This window comes from Kribbella qitaiheensis (assembly GCF_014217565.1).
Taxonomy (GTDB): domain Bacteria; phylum Actinomycetota; class Actinomycetes; order Propionibacteriales; family Kribbellaceae; genus Kribbella; species Kribbella qitaiheensis_A.
Genome location: NZ_CP043661.1, coordinates 2,836,232 through 2,854,936 on the forward strand (window position 1 = coordinate 2,836,232; position 18,705 = coordinate 2,854,936).

An 18,705-nucleotide genomic window follows, 5' to 3' on the forward strand; every position below is an offset into this window, starting at 1 on the left:
GTATTCCCATCCGCCGGAAAAACTTCCGGCCACCCAGTACTTACGCCTCGACTTCGGCCAAGCGGGGGAAGAGGGCTTCGCCCTTGACCAGGACCGCGCCGGCCGGGAGCTGCCCCCAGGTGCCCGCGTCCTGGACCCGCTGGTCCGCGAGCGGGCCGAGCTTGGCCTCGGCGCCGAGCAGGGTCCACAGCTTGGCAGCCGTCTTCGGCATCGTCGGGTTGTGCAGCACCGCGACAGCGCGCAGTACCTCGGCGGAGCTGTAGAGGATCGTCGCCAACCGCGAACGCTGGGCGTCGTCCTTCGCGACCTCCCACGGCTCCTGCTCGGAGACGTAGCCGTTGACCGCACCGACCAGATCGTTGATCGCGGTCAGCGCCTCCTGGAAGGCGAGGGTGTCGATCGCCTTCTCAGCGGTCGCCACCGTCTCGGCCAGCTTGTCCGCCAGCGCCTGCTCGGCCGGCCCGTGGTCGCTCGCCTCGGGCAGCTCGCCGTCGAAGTACTTGCCGACCATCGCCGCGATCCGGCTGGCCAGGTTGCCCAGACCGTTCGCCAGCTCCGAGGTGTAGACGGCGTTCAGGTGCTCCCAGGAGAACGACCCGTCCGAACCGAACTGGATCGTCCGGAGGAAGTAGTACCGGAAGGCGTCGGAGCCGAAGTGGTCGGTGATCTCGTTCGGCGCGATCGCGGTCAGCTTCGACTTGCTCATCTTCTCGCCGCCGACCAGCAGCCAGCCGTGCGCGAAGACCTGCCTCGGTACGGCGACGCCCGCGGCCATCAGCATGGCCGGCCAGATCACCGCGTGGAACCGCAGGATGTCCTTGCCGACCAGGTGCACGTCGACCGGCCAGAGCTGCTCGAACCGCTCCGGGTCGGTACCGTAGCCCGCGGCCGTGACGTAGTTGAGCAGCGCGTCGATCCAGACGTAGAGCACGTGCTCCTCGTCCCAGGGCACCGGAATGCCCCAGTCGAAGGTGGACCGGGTGATCGACAGGTCCTGCAGGCCCTGCTTCACGAACGAGATGACCTCGTTGCGCGCGCTTGACGGCGCGACGAAGTCCGGCTGCGACTCGTACAGCGCGATCAGCCGGTCGGCGTACGCGGAGAGCCGGAAGAAGTAGTTCGTCTCCGAGACCGTCTCCAGCTCGGTGCCGTGGATCATGCACCGCTGGGTGCCGTCTTCGTCCGTGCGGATGTCGGTGGGGAGCTTGAACTCCTCACAGCCCACGCAGTACAGGCCTTCGTACTCGCCCTTGTAGACGTCGCCCTTGTCGTAGAGCGTCTGCCAGAAGTCGCGGACCCGGTCGGTGTGCCGCTTCTCGGTGGTCCGGATGAAGTCGTCGTAGTCGATGTCGACGTCGACCCAGGCCGGCTTCCAGGACTCCTCGACCAGCTTGTCCGTCCATGCCTGCGGGGACATGCCCTGCGCCTCAGCGCTGCGCATCACCTTCTCGCCGTGCTCGTCGGTACCGGTCAGGTACCACTTGCGCTCGCCCCGCTGGGCGTGCCAACGGGTCAGGACGTCCCCGGCCACCGTCGTGTAGGCGCTGCCGATGTGCGGCGGAGCCGTGACGTAGTAGATCGGGGTGGTGACATAAAAGGACTTCTCGGACATACCTGAAGCCTAGTCGGGCACGCCACCGCTATTTACCAGGGTGCCGGGCCGCCAGTACCGCGTCGTACACCGTCCGTTTGGGGACACCGAAGCGCTTGGCCACGTCGGAGATGGCCTGCTTGCGCGGCGTACCGGCTTCCTCGTCGGTGGCGACCTCCGCGGCGAGCTCCTCGGGACCGAGCTCACGGGCGGACGGGTCGGCGCCGCTGACCACGATGGTGATCTCGCCGCGAACCCCGTCGGCCGCCCACTCGGCCAGCTCGGCCGCAGTACCGCGCTTGACCTCTTCATAGGTCTTGGTCAGCTCGCGGCAGACCGCCGCACGCCGATCCTTTCCGAATGCCTCGGCCATCTCGGCCAGCGAATCGGTCAACCGGTGCGGCGCCTCGAAGAAGATCATCGTCCGCTGTTCCCTGGCCAGCTCCTGGAAGCGCTTGATCCGCTCACCCGACTTGCGCGGCAGGAACCCCTCGAACGTGAACCGATCGACAGGCAGCCCACTCAGAGCCAGTGCGGTCAGTACCGCGGAAGGCCCCGGAACCGCCGTCACCTGGATCCCGGCCTCGATCGCCGCCGCGACCAGCCGATACCCCGGATCGGACACGCTCGGCATCCCCGCATCCGTCACCACCGCTACCGTCTGGCCCTCGACCAGCGCGGCCACCAACTCATCCGTCCGCTGCCGCTCGTTCCCCTCGAAGAAACTCATCACCCGCCCGGTGACGACGATCCCCAGCTCGGACGTCAGCCGTTTCAACCTCCGGGTGTCCTCCGCGGCTACCACATCCACTTCCCCCAGCACCCGCCTCAACCGGGCAGAAGCATCCGAAAAGTCCCCAATAGGAGTCCCCACCAACACCAATCGCCCGGTCATGGGAGCCATCCTCGCAGGGGCTCGGGGTGGTGTCGGGACGCGGTGGCACCGACGGCTCCGTACCATGGCCACCGTGACTGCCGTGATCGATGACGACACCGCGACGCCCGCCGAGCCTCGGGAGACGCTCGGACGCGACGTCCAGGGGCGCCGCCTGCCGCCGCTGAAGGAGCGGTTGTACCAGCCGATGCCCCGGGATTTCGAGGGCGGCTGGATCGCCACTCTGGCGATCACCGCGATGGCCGCGATCCTGCGGTTCTGGAACCTCGGCAACCCGGTCAAGTTCGTCTTCGACGAGACGTACTACGCCAAGGACGCGTACTCGCTGCTCAAGCACGGGTACGCGCTGCAGTTCATCGACAAGCCGGAGGGGGCCGCCGACAAGGCGATCCTGGCCGGCAACCTGGACGTCTTCAAGAACACCCCGAGCCTGACCGTGCACCCCGAGGTCGGCAAATGGATGATCGCGGCCGGTGAGCAGTTGTTCGGGATGAACACCTTCGGCTGGCGGTTCATGCCGGCCCTGTTCGGCACCCTGACCGTGCTGCTGCTGATCCGCGTCGTCCGCCGGATGACCCGGTCGACCCTGATCGGCTGCATCGCCGGCGTACTGCTCGCCGTCGACGGCCTGCACTTCGTGATGTCGCGGGTCGCGCTGCTCGACATCTTCCTGGCCTTCTGGCTGGTCGCCGCGATCTCGTGTCTGGTCGCCGACCGCGACTGGAGCCGCCGCCGGCTCGCCGATTCGGTCGACCGGATGACGGAAGGCAAGATCGGCCGCTGGATGCTGATCCGCCCCTGGCGCCTCGCGGCCGGAGTCTGTTTCGGGCTCGCGCTCGGCACCAAGTGGAGCGCGGTCTGGGTGATGGCCGGGTTCGGCTTGCTCGCCTTCGCCTGGGACCTCGGCGCGCGCCGGATGATCGGCGTACGGCATGCGTTCTGGAAGTCCGCCCTCGTCGACGGGCTCCCGGCGTTCCTGAGCATCGTGCTGGTCGCCGTCGTCACCTACACGGCGACCTGGACCGGCTGGCTGCTGCACGACAACGCCTATGACCACGACTACGCGTCCAAGAACCCGGCGCACGGCGTGATGAAGATCGTGCCCGACGACTTCCGGTCGCTGATCCACTACCACCAGGAAGTGCTGGCGTTCCACACCGGCGACTACATCAGGAACGCCACTCACCCGTACCAGTCACACCCGGCGGGGTGGCCGATCATCGCCCGCCCGATCGGCTTCGACGCGATCAACGACATCAAACCCGGTCAACCCGGGTGCAACACCAAGAACGGCGAGAACTGCCTCTCGGTGATTTCAGCAGTCGGTACGCCGTTGCTGTGGTGGGGTGGCGCGCTGGCCCTGCTCGCAGGCCTCGTCCTGTGGATCGCCCAGCGGGACTGGCGGTTCGGCGTGGCGGTGATGGGCTACGTGACGTGCTGGGTGCCGTGGTTCGCCTTCGACGACAGACCGATCTTCTTCTTCTACGCGGTGACGATGATCCCGTTCACGGTGATCGCGTTGTCCCTCGTCCTCGGCAAGATCCTCGGCCCGGCCCGCGCCGCGCTGCAGACCTCCACCCCGCGCCGCCTGATCGGCAGCGCGGTCGTCGGCGCCTTCGTCGTGCTGGTCGTCCTCAACTTCGCCTACACCTGGCCGATCCTGACCGACAAGGTCCTCCCCCACTCGGCCTGGCTGAACCGAATGTGGTTCAAGTCCTGGATCTAGCCGCGCCATTCCTTGCGTCCGAAGAGCCGTGGGGCAGGCCCCCCGGCTCTTCGGACGCAAGGTGGCTAGTGGCCTCTGTCCTTCTTGTTGCGGTGGCGGCGGGAGCTGGTCTGGCCGCCGACGCCACCGAAGAGGGCCAGGCCCTTGACGACAACCGTGGGCGCGTTCGGGTCCGGGTCGTCGCTGCCGCGGGCCGCGAAACCGCCGAAGATGCCGACGCCCTCGTTGCGGACGTTGACGCTGTCCGGCACGGTGATGTCGACGCCACCGAAGATCGCGATCGCCCAGATCGTCACCTCGCGGCCCTCGAAGACCGCATCGGTCATGTCCAGGTCGTAGCCGCCGAAGATGCACAGGGCGTTGGTCCGCCGCTTCACGCGCCAGCGGCCGCGACGTTCGCCGCCACCGAAGATGCCGACCATGGTCTCGAAACTGTCGGACGGATTGGCCGGCTCCTCGATCGGTACCGGGCTGTTCGACGGCGCCGCCGCGGCGGCCGGCCGGAAGGTCTGTCCGGGCACGGCCAGGTCCTGGGTGATCGGCTCGAGCTCGCCGATGGTCCGCGCCGTCAGTGTCTGCTCGAGCCGCTCGGCATGCTCGTCCTGCGTCAGCCGCCCGGTCATCAGCGCATCCCGCAGTACCTCGACGACCTGGTCGCGGTCGGTGTCGGACGCGCGCAGATGCGCATGCGGGTTCTGAGGCTCGGGCAGGTTCTCCATAGGACCGAACGATAGACCTCCTAGCGGCGCACTCGGAACGCGAAAAGGAGCGCGACGAGGGTGATCACCGCGAAAGCCAGGGCCGTACCGGGGTAACCCCCGAGCCCCAGACCGAGTCCGCCGACCGCCGCACCGAGGAAGACCCCGAGACTCATCCCGGCGGCATTGATCCCCAGCGCGGATCCGCGCAGATCGCCACTTCGCCGTACGAGCAATGTCGTGACGCACGCGGCAACCGTCGCGTGGCTCGCGCCCATCAAGGCGGTCAGCACCAGCGTCGACGGCAGCGTCGGCGAGAAGTAGAAGGCGGTCACGCTGACCAGCGCGACGCTCACCCCGAGCACGAGCAGTTTCTCGGGCCTGATCCACGGCCGCTCGAGCGCGAGATAGCGGCCGGAGAACAGATTGCCGATGAAGAACGAAGCCCCGCTGAGCGACCAGACCAGCGCGAACCACCCCGGTGCCAGGTCGAACTTGTCGTCGTAGAACGCTGCCAGATAAGCCAGATAGCCCATGAACGCGGCTGTCCGCAGCAACGCCACCGCGAGCAACGGAAGCGCACCTGGGATCCGCGCCAACGCCCTGTACGTCGCGACGTACCCGAGCCGTTCACCGCTACCTCGCACTGGCGCCTTCCGCCCCCGGCCACGCCAGAAGAACGCCGCCGACAGCGCGAGCGAGATCACCGACGCGGCGAGCAGATTCCCTCGCCACCCCCAGACAAGACCCGGTACTGCGAGCACGGGCGCGGCCAGCATCGCCATCATCGACGTCGTCGCCGAGACCAGCGTGACAGCCCGACCGGCCGCGGCAGGAGACGCGAACCGGTCCGCGGCAGCGGCACCGATCGACGGCCCGAGGATCGAGGTCGACGCCCCGATCAGCAGGCAGAACGCGGCCAGCGCGAAGACGTTGCCAATAGCACCCGATGCGGCCGAGATCCCCAGCAACGCAAGACCACCGGCAGCCACGAGCTCGCGCGCGAGCCGGTCGATCATCGGCGCCAGCGCGACTCCGACGATCAGTGCCGCGAGTCCGCCGAGCCCCCGCAGCCCGCCGATCTCCGCCACGCTCCCGCCCGTCGCGGCCGCGATCGGCACCAGATACATGCCGAACACGGTGAACGGGATGAGGCTGACCGTCGAGGCCAGCAGGAACGGCCACAACCGCTTGGCCATCCGCAGGTCCCCCGGCACGGTGTCAACCATGAGGTTGTCGGTACTCACGTCCGGACGTCTCCGATCATGCTGCGATAGCGGTACAAGCTCGACGGGCGGGAGCTGAACTGGGAAAAGGGAAAGGGCTCCGCGGACAGTGCGGTCACCCCGGAGCCGAGGAACGCGCGCACCACCGCACTGCCCGTCTGAGCATAGACCGCCAACGGCTTCTCTTGCTCACGGCAACGATCAATGAGTAGGTCGAAACTCCCGTTGCTCAAGGTCATTCCGGTGGCCACGACGGCGTCGGCGGCATCGATGACCTCCGTCATGTCGCGAGAAACCGGCAATCCGGAAGCTGTCTGGACGAGGTTGAAATCACACGGCAGACAGACTCCGCCGCGTTCGGTGATGGCGTCCACCAGCGGGTTCACCACGCCGATCAACGCGACCTTGGAACCGGCCCGGACATCCAGGAGTCCCGCGACCGCGGCATCCCGGGCCCGCGCGCGAACGTCCGGCGTACCGGCTGGCAGGACGACTTCTTCCGCACCGACTGCGGTGTGGTGAGGCTCGACCGATGCGAGGTACGCATCGAGGGCGGCGATACGGACCGGCAGTGGCGCGTCCGCGATCAGCTTGTCCAGCGAGAGTCCGGACGTCTCCTCGCAGTACGCCGGGTCCAGCTCACCCGCTTCGAAGGAGCACGCGCCGAACACCTCACCGACGCGGAGCAGCACGTAGTAGTTCCGGTAGGTGACATCCGCACCCGGCAGCCGGGTCGTGTGATGCAGCCAGAAGGCGCTGATCACGGACAACTCGGACGGCGCCGGACCGCGCTCCCCCGCAAGCACCGATTCAGCAAGTAGAGCAACAGAGGTCATGGCAGATCAGCCAGCCTTTCGGCGTCGTAGGACAGGGCGGACAACTGCGGCACATACCCCGGCACCCAGCCCACACTAATGCGACGGGGTCGCAGATGGGAACTCGCGGCGCCGCAGCTGGGACGACTCGCGCCGGTCCCAGGACATCGCCGACCACGGTACGGCGAGGTCGTCCAGCGACTCGATCTCGCGCGGTCGCATCGCGTTCATCGGCCGGGCCTCGGCATGCCGGGCAAAAGCCGACTCGACGTACCGGGTGCCTGTGTCAGCAGCGAGGAAGACGTGCTTCCGGCTGCTGTCGCAGTTGTGCTCCCACAACGCCGACAGATAGGCCGCTCCCGCGGACAGCCCGGCGAAGACTCCGGACGTACGGAGCAGATCGACCGCGGCCGACATCGCGTACTCGAACGAGACCCAGTGCAGCCGGTCGTACAGGTCGTGCCGCACGTTCTGGAACTCGATCGAGCTGCCGATGCCGGCGATGATCATCTCCGGATCCTGGGTGTGCCCGGCCCCGAACGTGATGCTGCCGAACGGCTGGACGCCGACCAGGTTCACATCCCGGCCGCGATCCCGCAAGAAGGCCGCGATCGCCCCGGTCGACGCCCCCGTCCCCACGCCACCGACCAGGCACAGTGGCCCGGTCGGCACCAGGTCGTCGACGAGATCCGCGACCGCGCTGTAGCCGAGGTAGTGGATTTCGTCGTGGTACTGCCGCATCCAGTGGTACGTCGGGTTGTCGCGCAGGATCTCGCCGATCCGGCGGACCCGGAGGTTCTGGTCCAGCTGCAGGTTGTTCGACGACGGCACCTGCTCGATCGTCGCGCCGAGGATCTCGAGCTGGATCTTCAGAGGCCGGTCGACGGTGGTCGAGCCGACGATGTGGCACTTCATCCCGTACCGGTGGCAGGCCAGCGCGAGCGCGTGCGCGTAGATCCCGCTGGAGGAATCGATCAGGGTGTCACCCGGCTTCACCGCGCCGCTGTCGAGCAGATGCCGGACCGCGCCGAGCGCGGAGTACACCTTCATCGTCTCGAACCGCAGGCAGATCAGGTCGTCACCGACCCGGATCGGGTCGGGATCCTTGATCGCCTCCGCCAGATGATCGTGCAATCGGGACGGCTTCATCGCTGCGGTTCGCTCCTCGTGTCGGCACAACTCAGCGCGGGCGGAGGCTCGAGTGCTTCGGTTTCTTCCAGTACCGCGGTCTCGGGTACTGCGGTCTTCGGTACTGCGGTCTCGGCCCCCGCGGTCTTCGGTGCCGCGGTCTTCGGTGATGCGTCTTGCGGCGTGGCCGGCCTCTGCGGCCGGGGATCCGGGCCGGGTTCGCTTCGGCCGATGCGAGCGGCCCTCACCAGCCGCTGGGTCACGTCGTGAACCGGCTCCGCCATCACCGCCTTCGGCGGCCCCTGCTCGATCACCCGGCCGTCGTCCAGCACCAGCACGTGATCGGAGACCGCGGCGACCAGTCCGAGGTCGTGACTGATCCAGACCAGCGCCGTCCCGGCGTCCTTCAGCTCGGTGAGCAACTCGACAACGAGACCGGTGCCGTGCTCGTCGAGCGCGGTGGTGATCTCGTCGCAGACCAGTACGTCGGGACGAGCGAGCAATGCTCGTGCGATCGCCGCTCGTTGGAGCTCCCCACCCGACAACCTGCTCGGAGGTCTGGCCGCCACCGTGGCAGAGACACCCAGCCGGGCGAGTGTCGCGATCGCTTCGGCTTTCGCTTCCACTTCGCTGATGCCACGTAGGCGCACCGCAGTACGGGCTACCTGGTCGTCGACCCGACGGCGTTCGTCGAAGGAGCCGCGGACCTCCTGCCACACGTACTGGACCCGCCTGGTCTGCTCGGCGGACCGCTTCCGCAGTACGGGAAGTTCCTGACCAGACAGGGTGATCCGGCCGGTCTGGCGTTCGTGCAGGCCGGCCAGGCAGCGGGCCAGCGTCGTCTTGCCACTACCGGAACGGCCGACCACACCCACGCAGCCACCGGCCGGCACGGCGAGATCGACCTCCTGCAGGATTGGGTCGCGCCCGCGAGTACGGACCGAGGCGGACAGGTTCATTGCCTGGAGCAACGGTGCCGCACCCTCGGTGGTTCCCGGCCGGGCCCGGATTTGTGTTGCAGCTGGAAGAACATCCGTCCCACCGGCGTCGAGCACCCGCCCCGCGTCCAGCACCACGACGTACTGCGCCAGCGCACGCACCAGGTCGAGATCGTGACTCAGCAGCAAAACCCCCAGCCCTTGCTCAGCCAGCTCCCGGAGCTCAGTCACCAATTGCAACCGGGTGATCGAATCCAGCCCCGTACTCGGCTCATCGAGCACCAGCACCTTCGGACGGCAGACCATCGCCTGCGCCAACGCGATCCGCTGCCGCTGCCCCCCGGAGAACTGATGCGGAAACCTCCGCAACGTCCCCCGATCCCCCGCCAACTGCGCCGCCCGCACAGCCTCCGCAACCACCCCCTCCCCCGGATGATGCAATCTCCCCAACTCCCGAAGCCCAGCCCCGATCCGCCGCGCCGGATTCAACGCACTCCCCGGATGCTGAGGCATATACGCCACCACCCGCCCCCGAATCCTCGAGGCAACAACCAGATCCACCCCGCCTCCCCAGGAGGCGAGGCCCCTCCCCAGACCAGAGGCACCCCTCTCGCCCGACCGCGTCCCCGTCCCGGAGCCCGAGCCCGAGCCCGACCCCCTCCCCTCGCCCGACTCCGCTCCCTCGCCCGAGCCCGATCCCTCGCCCGAGCCCGACCCCGACCCCGCTCCCTCGCCCGACCCCGCCCTGCCACTCGCGCTCTGCACCTTGGGCGCCAGCAGGAGATCCTCGCCATCGACCGTTACCCGGCCCGCGAGGCGCACGCCGGCGCCGTGCTCGCCCAGCAGTGCGAGGGCGGAGGTGGTCTTGCCTGAGCCTGAGGCGCCGACCAGGGCCGTCACCTGCCCGGGCCAGACCTGGAAGTCGACCCCGTCGACGAGAATCGCGGAACCCGCTACCGCCGACAGCCCACTCACCTCGACCACCGGCTTCATCCGTTCACCTCAGCTCTCGCCAGGCGTCGCGAGCGGTGGACGAGGCGGTCGGCGAGCAGGTTGAAGCCGAGCGTGAACGCCACCAGCATCAGGGCCGGCGCTATCACCGCCCACGGCTGCAGCAGTACGCCTTCCCTGTTGCGCGAAACACTGACCGCCCAGTCGGGTGCGGTCGGGCTCAGCCCCAATCCCAGAAAGTTGACCGAGGCAACAAGGAACACCGCCAAGGTGATCCGCGTCCCGACATCCGCCGCCACCGGACCGAGCACCGACCGGCCGACGTACCCGAGCTGGATCCCCACCCAGCTCTCCCGCTGCATCCGCAACGCCTCGACCACCGGCCCACTCGCAGCATCCAACGCGGCGGCTCGCACCAACCGAGCCACCGTCGGAACGTTGACCATGGCAACAGCCAAGGTGATCGCCAAGGGCGAAGCCCGCCACCCGACGGCCACCACACTGATCACGAGCAAGGACGGCAACGGCAACAACACATCCAGCGGGCGAATCAGCACCTCGTCGACCCACCTATGCCTCGTGGACGCAGCGACCAGCCCGATCAGCCCGCCGATCAGATAGGCGATCGCCACCGCACCAACCGCCATCCCCAGCGCCGTCCGACCGCCGACAAGCAGCAACTGAAGTACGTCCCGCCCGAGCCCGTCCGTCCCCAGCCGTGCACCACCTTCGTACGGCAGCCCCCGCCTCGCATCCAGCGACACCAACGGCCCGAAGATCGCCACCAGCAACGGAACCAGCACCAGCGCAGCGGACACGACCAACGGCGTACGGGCTCCAACCGAACGCCACGGCCGCCGCACCCCCGCCCCATCGGACGTGCGCCGTCCCACCCCCGCCCCATCGGACGTACGCCGCCGCACCCCCGCCCCATCGGACGTACGCCGTCCCACCCCCGCCCCATCGGGCGTACGCCGTCCCACCCCCGCCTCATCGGGCGTGCGCCGTCCCACGACCGGGTCGTCGGCAGCAGGCCGCGGCTCGTCGGAGGTCATCGCAGCAGCTCCGTCCGGGGGACGAGGCGGTTGCAGACCAGGTCGGCGGCGAGGTTGATCAGCAACGCGGCGACCGCCAGTACCAGCGTCAGCCCTTGCACCACCGGCACGTCCCGCGTCTCCACGCCGTTCACCAACGCCGTCGCGAAGCCGGGGATCGCGAAGATCGCCTCGACCACCAGAACCCCACCCAGCAAGGTGTCCCCGGTCCGCGCCAACTCCTGCACACCAGGCACAGCCGCGTTCGGCAGCACATGCCGCAACAGCAACTGCCGACGCGGTACGCCGAGCCGCCGAGCCTGTACGACGTAGTCGGCATTGAGCGCGTTGATCGTGCCGGCCCGGACCTGGCGCGACAGCAGACACACCGTCCGACCGAGCAGGACGGCGACCGGCAGCACGAGCAACACAGGACTGGCGAGCACGTCACCGCCGACCCAGGTCGCCGGAAGCCAACCGAGCTTCAGCGAGAACAAGGTGACCAGGACGACCGCGATCACGAAGTCCGGGATCGCGCTCAACGCCAGCGTGATCGACGTGATGACCCGATCGACGCGACCGTTCTCCCGGGTCCCCATCAGCAACCCGAGCGCGACCGCAGCCGGAACCACCACGGCCAACGTTGCCAGCGTCAGCACCAGCGTCGCGCCGACCGATGCCTTCACGATGTCGAGCACCGGTCCGCCACTGATCAGCGATGACCCTAGATCGCCCGTCAGCACGTTCCCGAACCAGTGCACGAACCGTTCGACCGCGGGCTGATCGAGCCCGAGTTGCGATCGCAAGCGCGCAACCTGGTCAGGTGTGAGCGTCTCGGTGAACCGCATGTCGGCGGCATCGCCCGGCAGCAACGCGGTCAGCACGAAGACCAGAACGGACAGGACAGCCAGCTGGACTACCGCCAAGGCGGCCCGCTGGGCGGCGTACGACCGCATTCAGGCCAGCCACACCTTGTCGAACCGACCCGAGTCGACAGTGTTCGGCGGCACCGCCTGGACGCCCTGCACCTTCGACGAGATCGCGATCAGGAAGTCCGGATGCCCCCAGGCAAGAATCCCACCCTCGTCCCGCAACGCCTTCTGCAGTATGCCGTACTTCGCGGCGCGGGCGGCCTCGTCGGTCTGCACCTGTGCCGCGGCGAAGGCGGCATCGAAAGCCGGCCGGCGCCAATGCGTCACATTGAACGGCGACTTCGTCAGCAACCGATCGGTGATGTATTGCGGGATCGGCATCGCGCCGGACCGATGACTCCCCATCGCGCCCTTGGTGAGCAGGTCTTTCGCGTAGGTCTGGGCGCTTCCGGTCGTCACCTTGAGCTTCACGCCGGCCTCGGCGACCTGCTCGGCGAACAACGTGGCCGCTTCGACGAACCCGGCCGACGCATCGGAGGTGAAGATCTCCACCTCCTTGCCGATCAGGCCCGCCTTCTTCAGCAACGCCTTGGCCTGCTCGACATCCCGCTCGCGCTGCGGCAGCTCGGCCGGGTAGTACTGGAATCCCTTGCCGAACAGGTCATTGCCGACGACGCCGCGGCCGGCGAGCACCACGTCCACCAGCCGCTGCCGATCCGCGAGCAGCTTGAAGGCCAGCCGGACATCGGGGTTGTCGAACGGCGGCTGGTCGACCTTCATCACGAACGCCTGCGTGGTCGATCCCTTCGCAGCGACGATCTTCACCGTCTTGCCGGCCTCGGCCGTCCGGGCGAAAGTCGCGGTCATCTCGTTCGCGTACTCCGCCTGACCACCCTGTACGGCGTTCGCCCGGGCCTCGGCGTCGGCGGAGAGGATCTGCAGCTCCTCGATCTTCGCGGCGCCGTCCCAGTAGTCGTCGAACCGGGCCGCGACCATCGAGCGACCGGCCTCGAACGAGGTGAACCGGAAGGCGCCGGTCCCGATCGGTTCGGTCGGGTCCTTGAACCCGTCCCGGACGATCTGGGTGCCGATTCCGGCCAGCAGGGCAGGGAATTCCGCGTTCGGCGCGGCCAAGGTCAGCTCGATGGTCCGCTCGTCGATCGCCTTGCAACGGCGCAGGTCGAGAGCGGCGAGCGAGGATTGAGCGACCCGCTCGGGCGCGGTCGGATCGGCGATCCGGGACAGGCTGTAGAGGACGTCCTTGCTCGTCAGCGGTTTGCCGTCGTGGAAGGTGGCGTCCCGCAAGGTGAACCGCCAGGTCGCGGCCTGCGCGTCCGGCTCCCACTTCGCCGCGAGCCGCGGTACGGGCTTCAGGTCCGGCCCGAGCTCGACCAGCTTCTCGTAGATGGCTTTGTGCCGCGCGATGTCGACGAACAAGCTCTGCACATGCGGGTCGAGGACCTCTTTGGCGCCACCCCCGGCGAACACCGCCCGCAGCCGCCCACCGGACTTCGGCGCCGCCGGGCTGTCCCCCGAGCCACACCCACTGACCGCGGCAACAGCCAAACCGCCTGCCAGGCTTAGGAATCCTCGTCTGTTCAAAGCTTCGGACATCCGCATTTCCTTCACGGTGAGAGGGCCCCGACGAGGAGTGGTCGCCGGGTCGAATCCTGCCGTTAATGAAAATCGTTGTCAAATTCAGGCGCATCTGAACGGACTCCTCTCATTCTTCCGGCCGACCACATCCCCCGCCGACCGTAACGGCGTGTCACCGCCACCTACCTCCGCGCACTGGCGGTAGCCGCACCCCATAGCGCGGAAGGCGGCCACAATTCGCATCACCGAGCCGGGCTGACTGACGGGCTGGTGTGGTTCGCGCCGCCCGGGCACGGCCGACCCCACCCACCTCCGCAACTGGCGTGGTTCGCCCCGCCGCGTGGGGGTTCGCCCCGCCGCGTGGGGGTTCGCCCCGCCGCGTGGGGGTTCGCCCCGCCGCGTGGGGGTTCGCCCCGCCGCGTGGGGGTTCGCCCCGCCGCGTGGGGGTTCGCCCACTGGTACAGCAGTGGGCAAACCCCGACAGGAGGGGGCGGAGCACACCGAACGGGGCCGAGATTCCCGGCCAGGACAGGTTGGGGTGAGGCGGGTGCAAGGTCGGCCGCACGCCGCGCGGGGCGGGTCGCTGGCAGGCTGTTCGCTGGATAGCGCGAAGTTGGCCCGACCTTGTGCACCAGATCAGTAGATCCGGCGAGGAAAGTACTCAGCTCGTGCACAAGGTCGGTCAGGCGGCAGTTCGGACACAGCGCGATCCCCGTGGTCCTGGTCGCGCTGTGCAGTACGGACGGTGGCCAGAGTGTCGCGCCTAGCGGATGGCGGTAGCCGGCGTGGCTGCGGTGGTCTCTCCAGCGGTCCCTTCGGGGCAGGGAGCGTCGCAGTCTGTGGAGTCTGCTGGGTCGACGCGGCACAGGTCGCGGTACGGCAGACCTGCGAGGACGCGGTCGAGCAGGGTGGTGAGGACGTCCTGCTCCTCGCGGGTGAGCTTGTCCAGCAGGTAGGTGCGGACGGCGTCGGCGTGATCGGGCGCGGCTGCTTCGACCGCCGCCCGGCCGGCGTCCGTCAGCCGGATCATCGAGCCGCGAGCGTCGGAGGCGCACTCCTCGCGGACCACCAGTCCGCGCTTCTCCATCCGGCTGACCTGGTGCGACAACCGGCTCCGCTCCCAACCGATCGAGCGGCCGAGATCGCGGGTCCGCAGTACTCCTTGCGGGGACGTCGACAACGGGTGAAGCAAGGCGTAGTCCGCCCCTGACAGCCCCGAGTTCTTGATCAGCCGTGTCTCCAGTGCGCTGGACAACTCGCGGTTGCTGTCACGGTACGACTGCCAGAGATGCGCCTCGCGCGCATCAAGCCACCGTGTCCCCGCCATGTCCCCATCGTACCGGCCATCGTTGACATATCACCTAGGTGACGATTAGGGAGTGCGCGAGAGGGCAACGGCGAGCCCGACGGTCGCCCCCATCAGGACCAGCTCCCCCGCGGCCAAGCGCCAGAAGGCCGTGGGCGAGGATGCGAGTGACGGGAGTGTCGCCTTCCGATGCCACCAGCCGATACAAACGAGTACTGCGAAGGCGACCGCCTTCGCGAAGACGAGCGCTCCGTACCCACTCGTCACCCATTGCGTGATCAGCCCCCAGCCGTCCTCCCGCCCCCCGAGGTGGATCTCGCCCGTCAGCAGCCCGGTGACACCGACCGAGACGGCGCAGATCAATGCCAACGCGCTGAACCGCTCGACCGCCACCCGATCCCGGGCGTACCGCAGGAGAGCGCCAAGCCCACCGATCCACACTGTCGCCGCGAACACATGGACGACGAGTGAGGCAGTCGCGAGTACGGACCAAAACGCGGTTCGCTCGATCGCCCCATGCCCGTTGAGCAACGGCCCGAGCAGCGCGGCCGCCGCCAGCACCAAGCAGACCCGAGCAGTGGCGACTGTGCGACAACCGCTGAGCACCACTGCCAGAATCGCCATCAGCACGGTGGTGACCGCCAACGCCCTGACCTGGTTGAGGCCACCGGCCAGCTCCGCGTGTTCGGCCAGATGCGAGAGCGGTACGCCGAGAATCACCGACGCCGTCGCGACCAATCCGCCGAGGCTCGCCACTGCCCACACTCCGGCGACGACGGCCGCATCCTGAACCGCCCGAAGCCCTTGCCCTACAAGCTTTCCACCCTCAGCGGGAAGGAAAACCACGGCCGCTAACAAGCCACCGACGCAGGCGACCGCGGCGAGGTCGGCCGCGAGCCGCAGTACGGGAAGCGCCCAGGACACCGGCATGCTCGCGCCGGAAAGGCCCGCAGGCAACGGTTTCGGTGTGCCTCCCGCGACCAGCAGGGCGACCACCAGTACTACGATGCCTGCGGCAACCATCCCGACGCCGAGGAATCTCCTCATCACGAAGCGGGACGGCGACGGACGATCACGATCGCCAGCGCGACGACCACGAGCATCACCAGCACCATCGCGACGATGACCACCACGTTCGAGTTGTCCTTGGCTGCGGGTTGACTCGTGGGCACCACGCTGCCCGGAGCGTGGCCGGCGTGCGTCACGGTGAAGCTACCGGTGACCGTGACCGGGTGCCCGTCGGCGGAGACGATCCGCGCATCGACGGTGTACTTCCCGGCCTCGATCATCGCCCCGACCGGCTGGGTCACCTGGTTGTCGATCACCTGGATGTCACCCGAGGACACGTTGTTCCCGGTCGGCGACTTCACCTGGACCTCGGCGCCGGTCCTGCCGACCGGCTCGTTGAACGTCAGGACGACCTTCGTCGGCGGCGCGGCCATCGTCGAGCCGTCGGCGGGCGTCATGGACTCCAGCTTGGAGTGCGCCGCCGCCGCCCCGGCGGACACCACCAGGGCGAACAGCGACGCCACCAGTACTGCGATCAGTCGACGCACGATTACGGCTTCCGCGGCCGAAGCCCGAACGCGAGCCCGATCAGGCCGACCAGCAACCCGGCGCCACCGAGAATCCGCGCCAGGTTGCCCGAGCCGGACTTCGTCTCGTTTGTCGTCGCGGCGACCGGAGTGATCGCGGCCGTCAGCTTCAGCGCCGGGGCCGGATGTTCCGGCTTCTCCGCGCCGTCCTTGGCGAGCTCTTCCCACTTGACCACCTCGCCGTCACTGTACGTCTGGACAGCGGGGAAGTTGATCGAGTCGACACCCTCGGGCAGCCGGCCGACCGACAGCGCGAACTCGTCGAATTCGTTCGGAGGCACGCCGACGCCGCCGGGCACCGACGTCCAGGTGACGGTGGTGATCGCCTTGGTCAGCGTCACGTCGCCGGCCTTGACCGGCGCGGCCAGCTTCTCCTCGGTCTTCTCGACCTTCCAGCCGGCCTTCACCTGCGCGCCGACACTGGCGAACGGGAGATCCTTCGGCAACGAGACGACCAGCTTCGTCGTACTGGCCGTGTCGGACTCGCTCGGGACCCGGAACACCAGCTTGGCGTAGCCACCGGGCTTGGCGTCCGGCGACGACACCGTGACATGGGCCGACGCCGAGGTGGCGGCTCCGACCAGGACGAGCGCCGAGGCCGCGGTGATCGCGGCAGCGCGGAGTACGAATTTCTTGGACATGACAGTGAGACCCCTTTGCGGACATACGAGTTCACCCGGTCGACGGGCTTTCCCGTGACCGGTCAGGACGAGGCGAGCAACACTTGTCCGGCCGGCGGTCCGCGCCGCGATCCGTTCGAGTTCAGCCAGCGTTGGGTCCGCCGCGGCTCCTGTACTGCGATCAGCAGGCGCCGGACACCCGGTACGACGATCAGACCGGCCGGGACCTCGGGGACCAGCCGCGCGAGGATCCGAAGTACGCGAGTGACCCAGCCGTGCGCGCGGCCGATCACGAAGACACTGGCGAGCAGCGCCAGCAGGTGAGCAGCCGTCATCGCCAGCGCGCCGCTGAAGCCGGCATGCATCGGTGGCTCGGTTGCCATCGGCATCGGCATGTCCATGTCCATCGGCATCTCGTGGACATGGGCAACAGCGACCGGCTCTTGATGCGCCGCGCCCAAGGTCAGGTGGACGACGAGCTGCACCCCGGCCAGTACTACGATCGCGAGCGATCGCCGCCCGGCCAGGAACTCACCGAGCAACCAACAGGCACCAGCCAGCGCGAGTAGTTGCGGCACGACGGCGAGCGGGACGGAACCGCCCGGGACCAGGACGTGCCCGGTCACCGCGACCGCGACGCTCAGCGTCACGACAGCGGAGGTCGCACTCGTCTCGGCACGCAAACCGGTCACCTTCGTCGTCAGGGCGGCAGCAGCGTGACCGGGATGGGCGGGTCCCGCTGCTGACCATCGTTCCACAGCCACTACGCGCGGGCAGCCGACATCGGTTCCCCCTTGTTGCGGGAACGGTTACGGACTTTTCACTGCTTGGCCGTGAAGGCCTCGACCGCCGCGTAGAACGCCTCGGGCTCCTCGAGGTGGCCGAAATGGCCGCTGTCGTGCAGGACGATCAGCTCGGAGTCCTCGATCCCGTGGTGCAACTGCCGGCCCCACTTCTCGCCGCAGATGAAGTCGTACTCACCGACGATGACCAGCACCGGTACGGCGATCGCGCCGAGCCTGTCGCGGACGTCCCAGGGCGCGGGCTGCCGGTTCGGGTCGACCGTGATGTCGACCAGCGATTCCCAGTCCGCGATCCGGTCCTTGATCGCGGGGTAGTCCTTGAAATAGACGGGCAGCAGCCGGCCGAGTGCGTCGAGCTGGCTCGCCTTGTCCTCTTCGGTTTCCTCGGTCCACGCCGCGATCACCTGCGCCGCGAGCGGATCCCCGGCCGGCCTGCGAGCGGCGTACGCCTCGATCTGGCGGAACGCCTCCTCGCCGAGCTCCTGCCCGTTGAACGCCATCCCGTCGTACACAATGACTCCGGCGAGGTGCTCGGGATAGTCGAGCGCGAACTGCAGCGCGACGAAACCACCGTGCGAATGGCCCAGGAAGAACACCTTTCCGGCATCGAGGTGCTGGGCAACCTGGTCCGCGAAGTACGCATACCGCGCCACGCTGTAGTCGCCGTCCGGCAGCAGCCCGGAGTTCCCGGTGCCGACGGGCTCGACGTACACCATCGTCAGGTGCTTCTCCAGCTCCGGCATCCGCAGGTAGTCGTAGTGGATCCCGGGCCCACCCGAGTGCACCAGGCAGACCGGACCGTCCCCAGCGACGTGATAGCTGACCTTCACGCCGTCGACCATGATCTCCATACGGTCAGTTTGCCCCAGGCATCCAACCGATCCGGCCACCGGCCGCACTCGTCAGGGATG

General features: G+C 68.2%; 17 protein-coding genes. 1 reads left to right on the forward strand and 16 read right to left on the reverse strand.

The window, feature by feature from the left end; genetic code table 11:
- Positions 1-40: 40 nt before the first annotated feature.
- Both metG and rsmI read right to left on the reverse strand, forming a co-directional pair.
- Positions 41-1,612: a methionine--tRNA ligase gene (gene metG / locus F1D05_RS13045; protein ID WP_185447956.1), complete on the reverse strand. Its 1,572-nt coding sequence runs from the start codon at positions 1,610-1,612 to the stop codon at positions 41-43.
- 28 nt (positions 1,613-1,640) lie between these two features.
- On the reverse strand, positions 1,641-2,495 hold the full coding sequence (gene rsmI, locus F1D05_RS13050; protein WP_206686190.1) for a 16S rRNA (cytidine(1402)-2'-O)-methyltransferase: 855 nt from the start codon (positions 2,493-2,495) through the stop codon (positions 1,641-1,643).
- A 55-nt stretch (positions 2,496-2,550) separates the two neighbouring features.
- On the opposite strand from rsmI, the gene F1D05_RS13055 reads away from it, so the two are divergent.
- The gene (locus F1D05_RS13055) at positions 2,551-4,212 is read left to right on the forward strand and encodes a dolichyl-phosphate-mannose--protein mannosyltransferase (RefSeq protein WP_185447958.1); all 1,662 of its coding nucleotides are present in this window, start codon (positions 2,551-2,553) and stop codon (positions 4,210-4,212) included.
- Positions 4,213-4,277: 65 nt separating this feature from the next.
- Here F1D05_RS13055 and F1D05_RS13060 read toward each other — a convergent pair whose 3' ends face one another.
- From F1D05_RS13060 to F1D05_RS13125, 14 genes are all read right to left on the reverse strand, one after another.
- Entirely contained in the window at positions 4,278-4,931 is a 654-nt protein-coding gene (locus F1D05_RS13060) for a DUF1707 SHOCT-like domain-containing protein (protein WP_185447959.1), read from the reverse strand.
- A 20-nt stretch (positions 4,932-4,951) separates the two neighbouring features.
- The gene (locus F1D05_RS13065; protein WP_246486651.1) at positions 4,952-6,139 is read right to left on the reverse strand and encodes an MFS transporter; all 1,188 of its coding nucleotides are present in this window, start codon (positions 6,137-6,139) and stop codon (positions 4,952-4,954) included.
- 14 nt (positions 6,140-6,153) lie between these two features.
- Entirely contained in the window at positions 6,154-6,972 is an 819-nt protein-coding gene (locus F1D05_RS13070) for a Rossmann-like domain-containing protein (RefSeq protein ID WP_185447960.1), read from the reverse strand.
- Positions 6,973-7,047: 75 nt separating this feature from the next.
- Complete coding sequence (locus F1D05_RS13075) at positions 7,048-8,100, reverse strand: pyridoxal-phosphate dependent enzyme (protein ID WP_206686191.1); 1,053 nt, start codon at positions 8,098-8,100, stop codon at positions 7,048-7,050.
- On the reverse strand, positions 8,097-10,010 hold the full coding sequence (locus F1D05_RS13080) for an ABC transporter ATP-binding protein (RefSeq protein ID WP_246486652.1): 1,914 nt from the start codon (positions 10,008-10,010) through the stop codon (positions 8,097-8,099). The genes F1D05_RS13075 and F1D05_RS13080 overlap by 4 nt, the downstream gene beginning before the upstream one ends.
- Positions 10,007-11,023 (reverse strand): ABC transporter permease, encoded by a 1,017-nt coding sequence (locus F1D05_RS13085; RefSeq protein ID WP_246486653.1) that lies wholly within the window; start codon positions 11,021-11,023, stop codon positions 10,007-10,009. The genes F1D05_RS13080 and F1D05_RS13085 overlap by 4 nt, the downstream gene beginning before the upstream one ends.
- Positions 11,020-11,958 (reverse strand): ABC transporter permease, encoded by a 939-nt coding sequence (locus F1D05_RS13090; protein WP_185447961.1) that lies wholly within the window; start codon positions 11,956-11,958, stop codon positions 11,020-11,022. The genes F1D05_RS13085 and F1D05_RS13090 overlap by 4 nt, the downstream gene beginning before the upstream one ends.
- Positions 11,959-13,488 (reverse strand): ABC transporter substrate-binding protein, encoded by a 1,530-nt coding sequence (locus F1D05_RS13095; RefSeq protein ID WP_185447962.1) that lies wholly within the window; start codon positions 13,486-13,488, stop codon positions 11,959-11,961.
- A 745-nt stretch (positions 13,489-14,233) separates the two neighbouring features.
- Entirely contained in the window at positions 14,234-14,797 is a 564-nt protein-coding gene (locus F1D05_RS13100; RefSeq protein ID WP_185447963.1) for a MarR family winged helix-turn-helix transcriptional regulator, read from the reverse strand.
- Positions 14,798-14,842: 45 nt separating this feature from the next.
- Entirely contained in the window at positions 14,843-15,823 is a 981-nt protein-coding gene (locus F1D05_RS13105) for a copper resistance D family protein (RefSeq protein WP_185447964.1), read from the reverse strand.
- Positions 15,823-16,332 carry a copper resistance CopC family protein gene (locus F1D05_RS13110; protein WP_246486654.1) on the reverse strand — a complete coding sequence of 170 codons (510 nt, stop codon included), beginning with the start codon at positions 16,330-16,332 and terminating at the stop codon, positions 15,823-15,825. Before F1D05_RS13110 ends, F1D05_RS13105 begins: the two co-directional genes overlap by 1 nt.
- Before the next feature lie 2 nt (positions 16,333-16,334).
- Positions 16,335-17,012: a YcnI family protein gene (locus F1D05_RS13115; RefSeq protein ID WP_185447965.1), complete on the reverse strand. Its 678-nt coding sequence runs from the start codon at positions 17,010-17,012 to the stop codon at positions 16,335-16,337.
- Between the two features lie 62 nt (positions 17,013-17,074).
- Positions 17,075-17,674 (reverse strand): hypothetical protein, encoded by a 600-nt coding sequence (locus tag F1D05_RS13120; RefSeq protein ID WP_185447966.1) that lies wholly within the window; start codon positions 17,672-17,674, stop codon positions 17,075-17,077.
- A gap of 137 nt (positions 17,675-17,811) precedes the next feature.
- A complete protein-coding gene (locus F1D05_RS13125; protein ID WP_185447967.1) occupies positions 17,812-18,645 on the reverse strand; it encodes an alpha/beta fold hydrolase in 834 nt (277 codons plus the stop codon).
- Positions 18,646-18,705 lie beyond the last annotated feature (60 nt).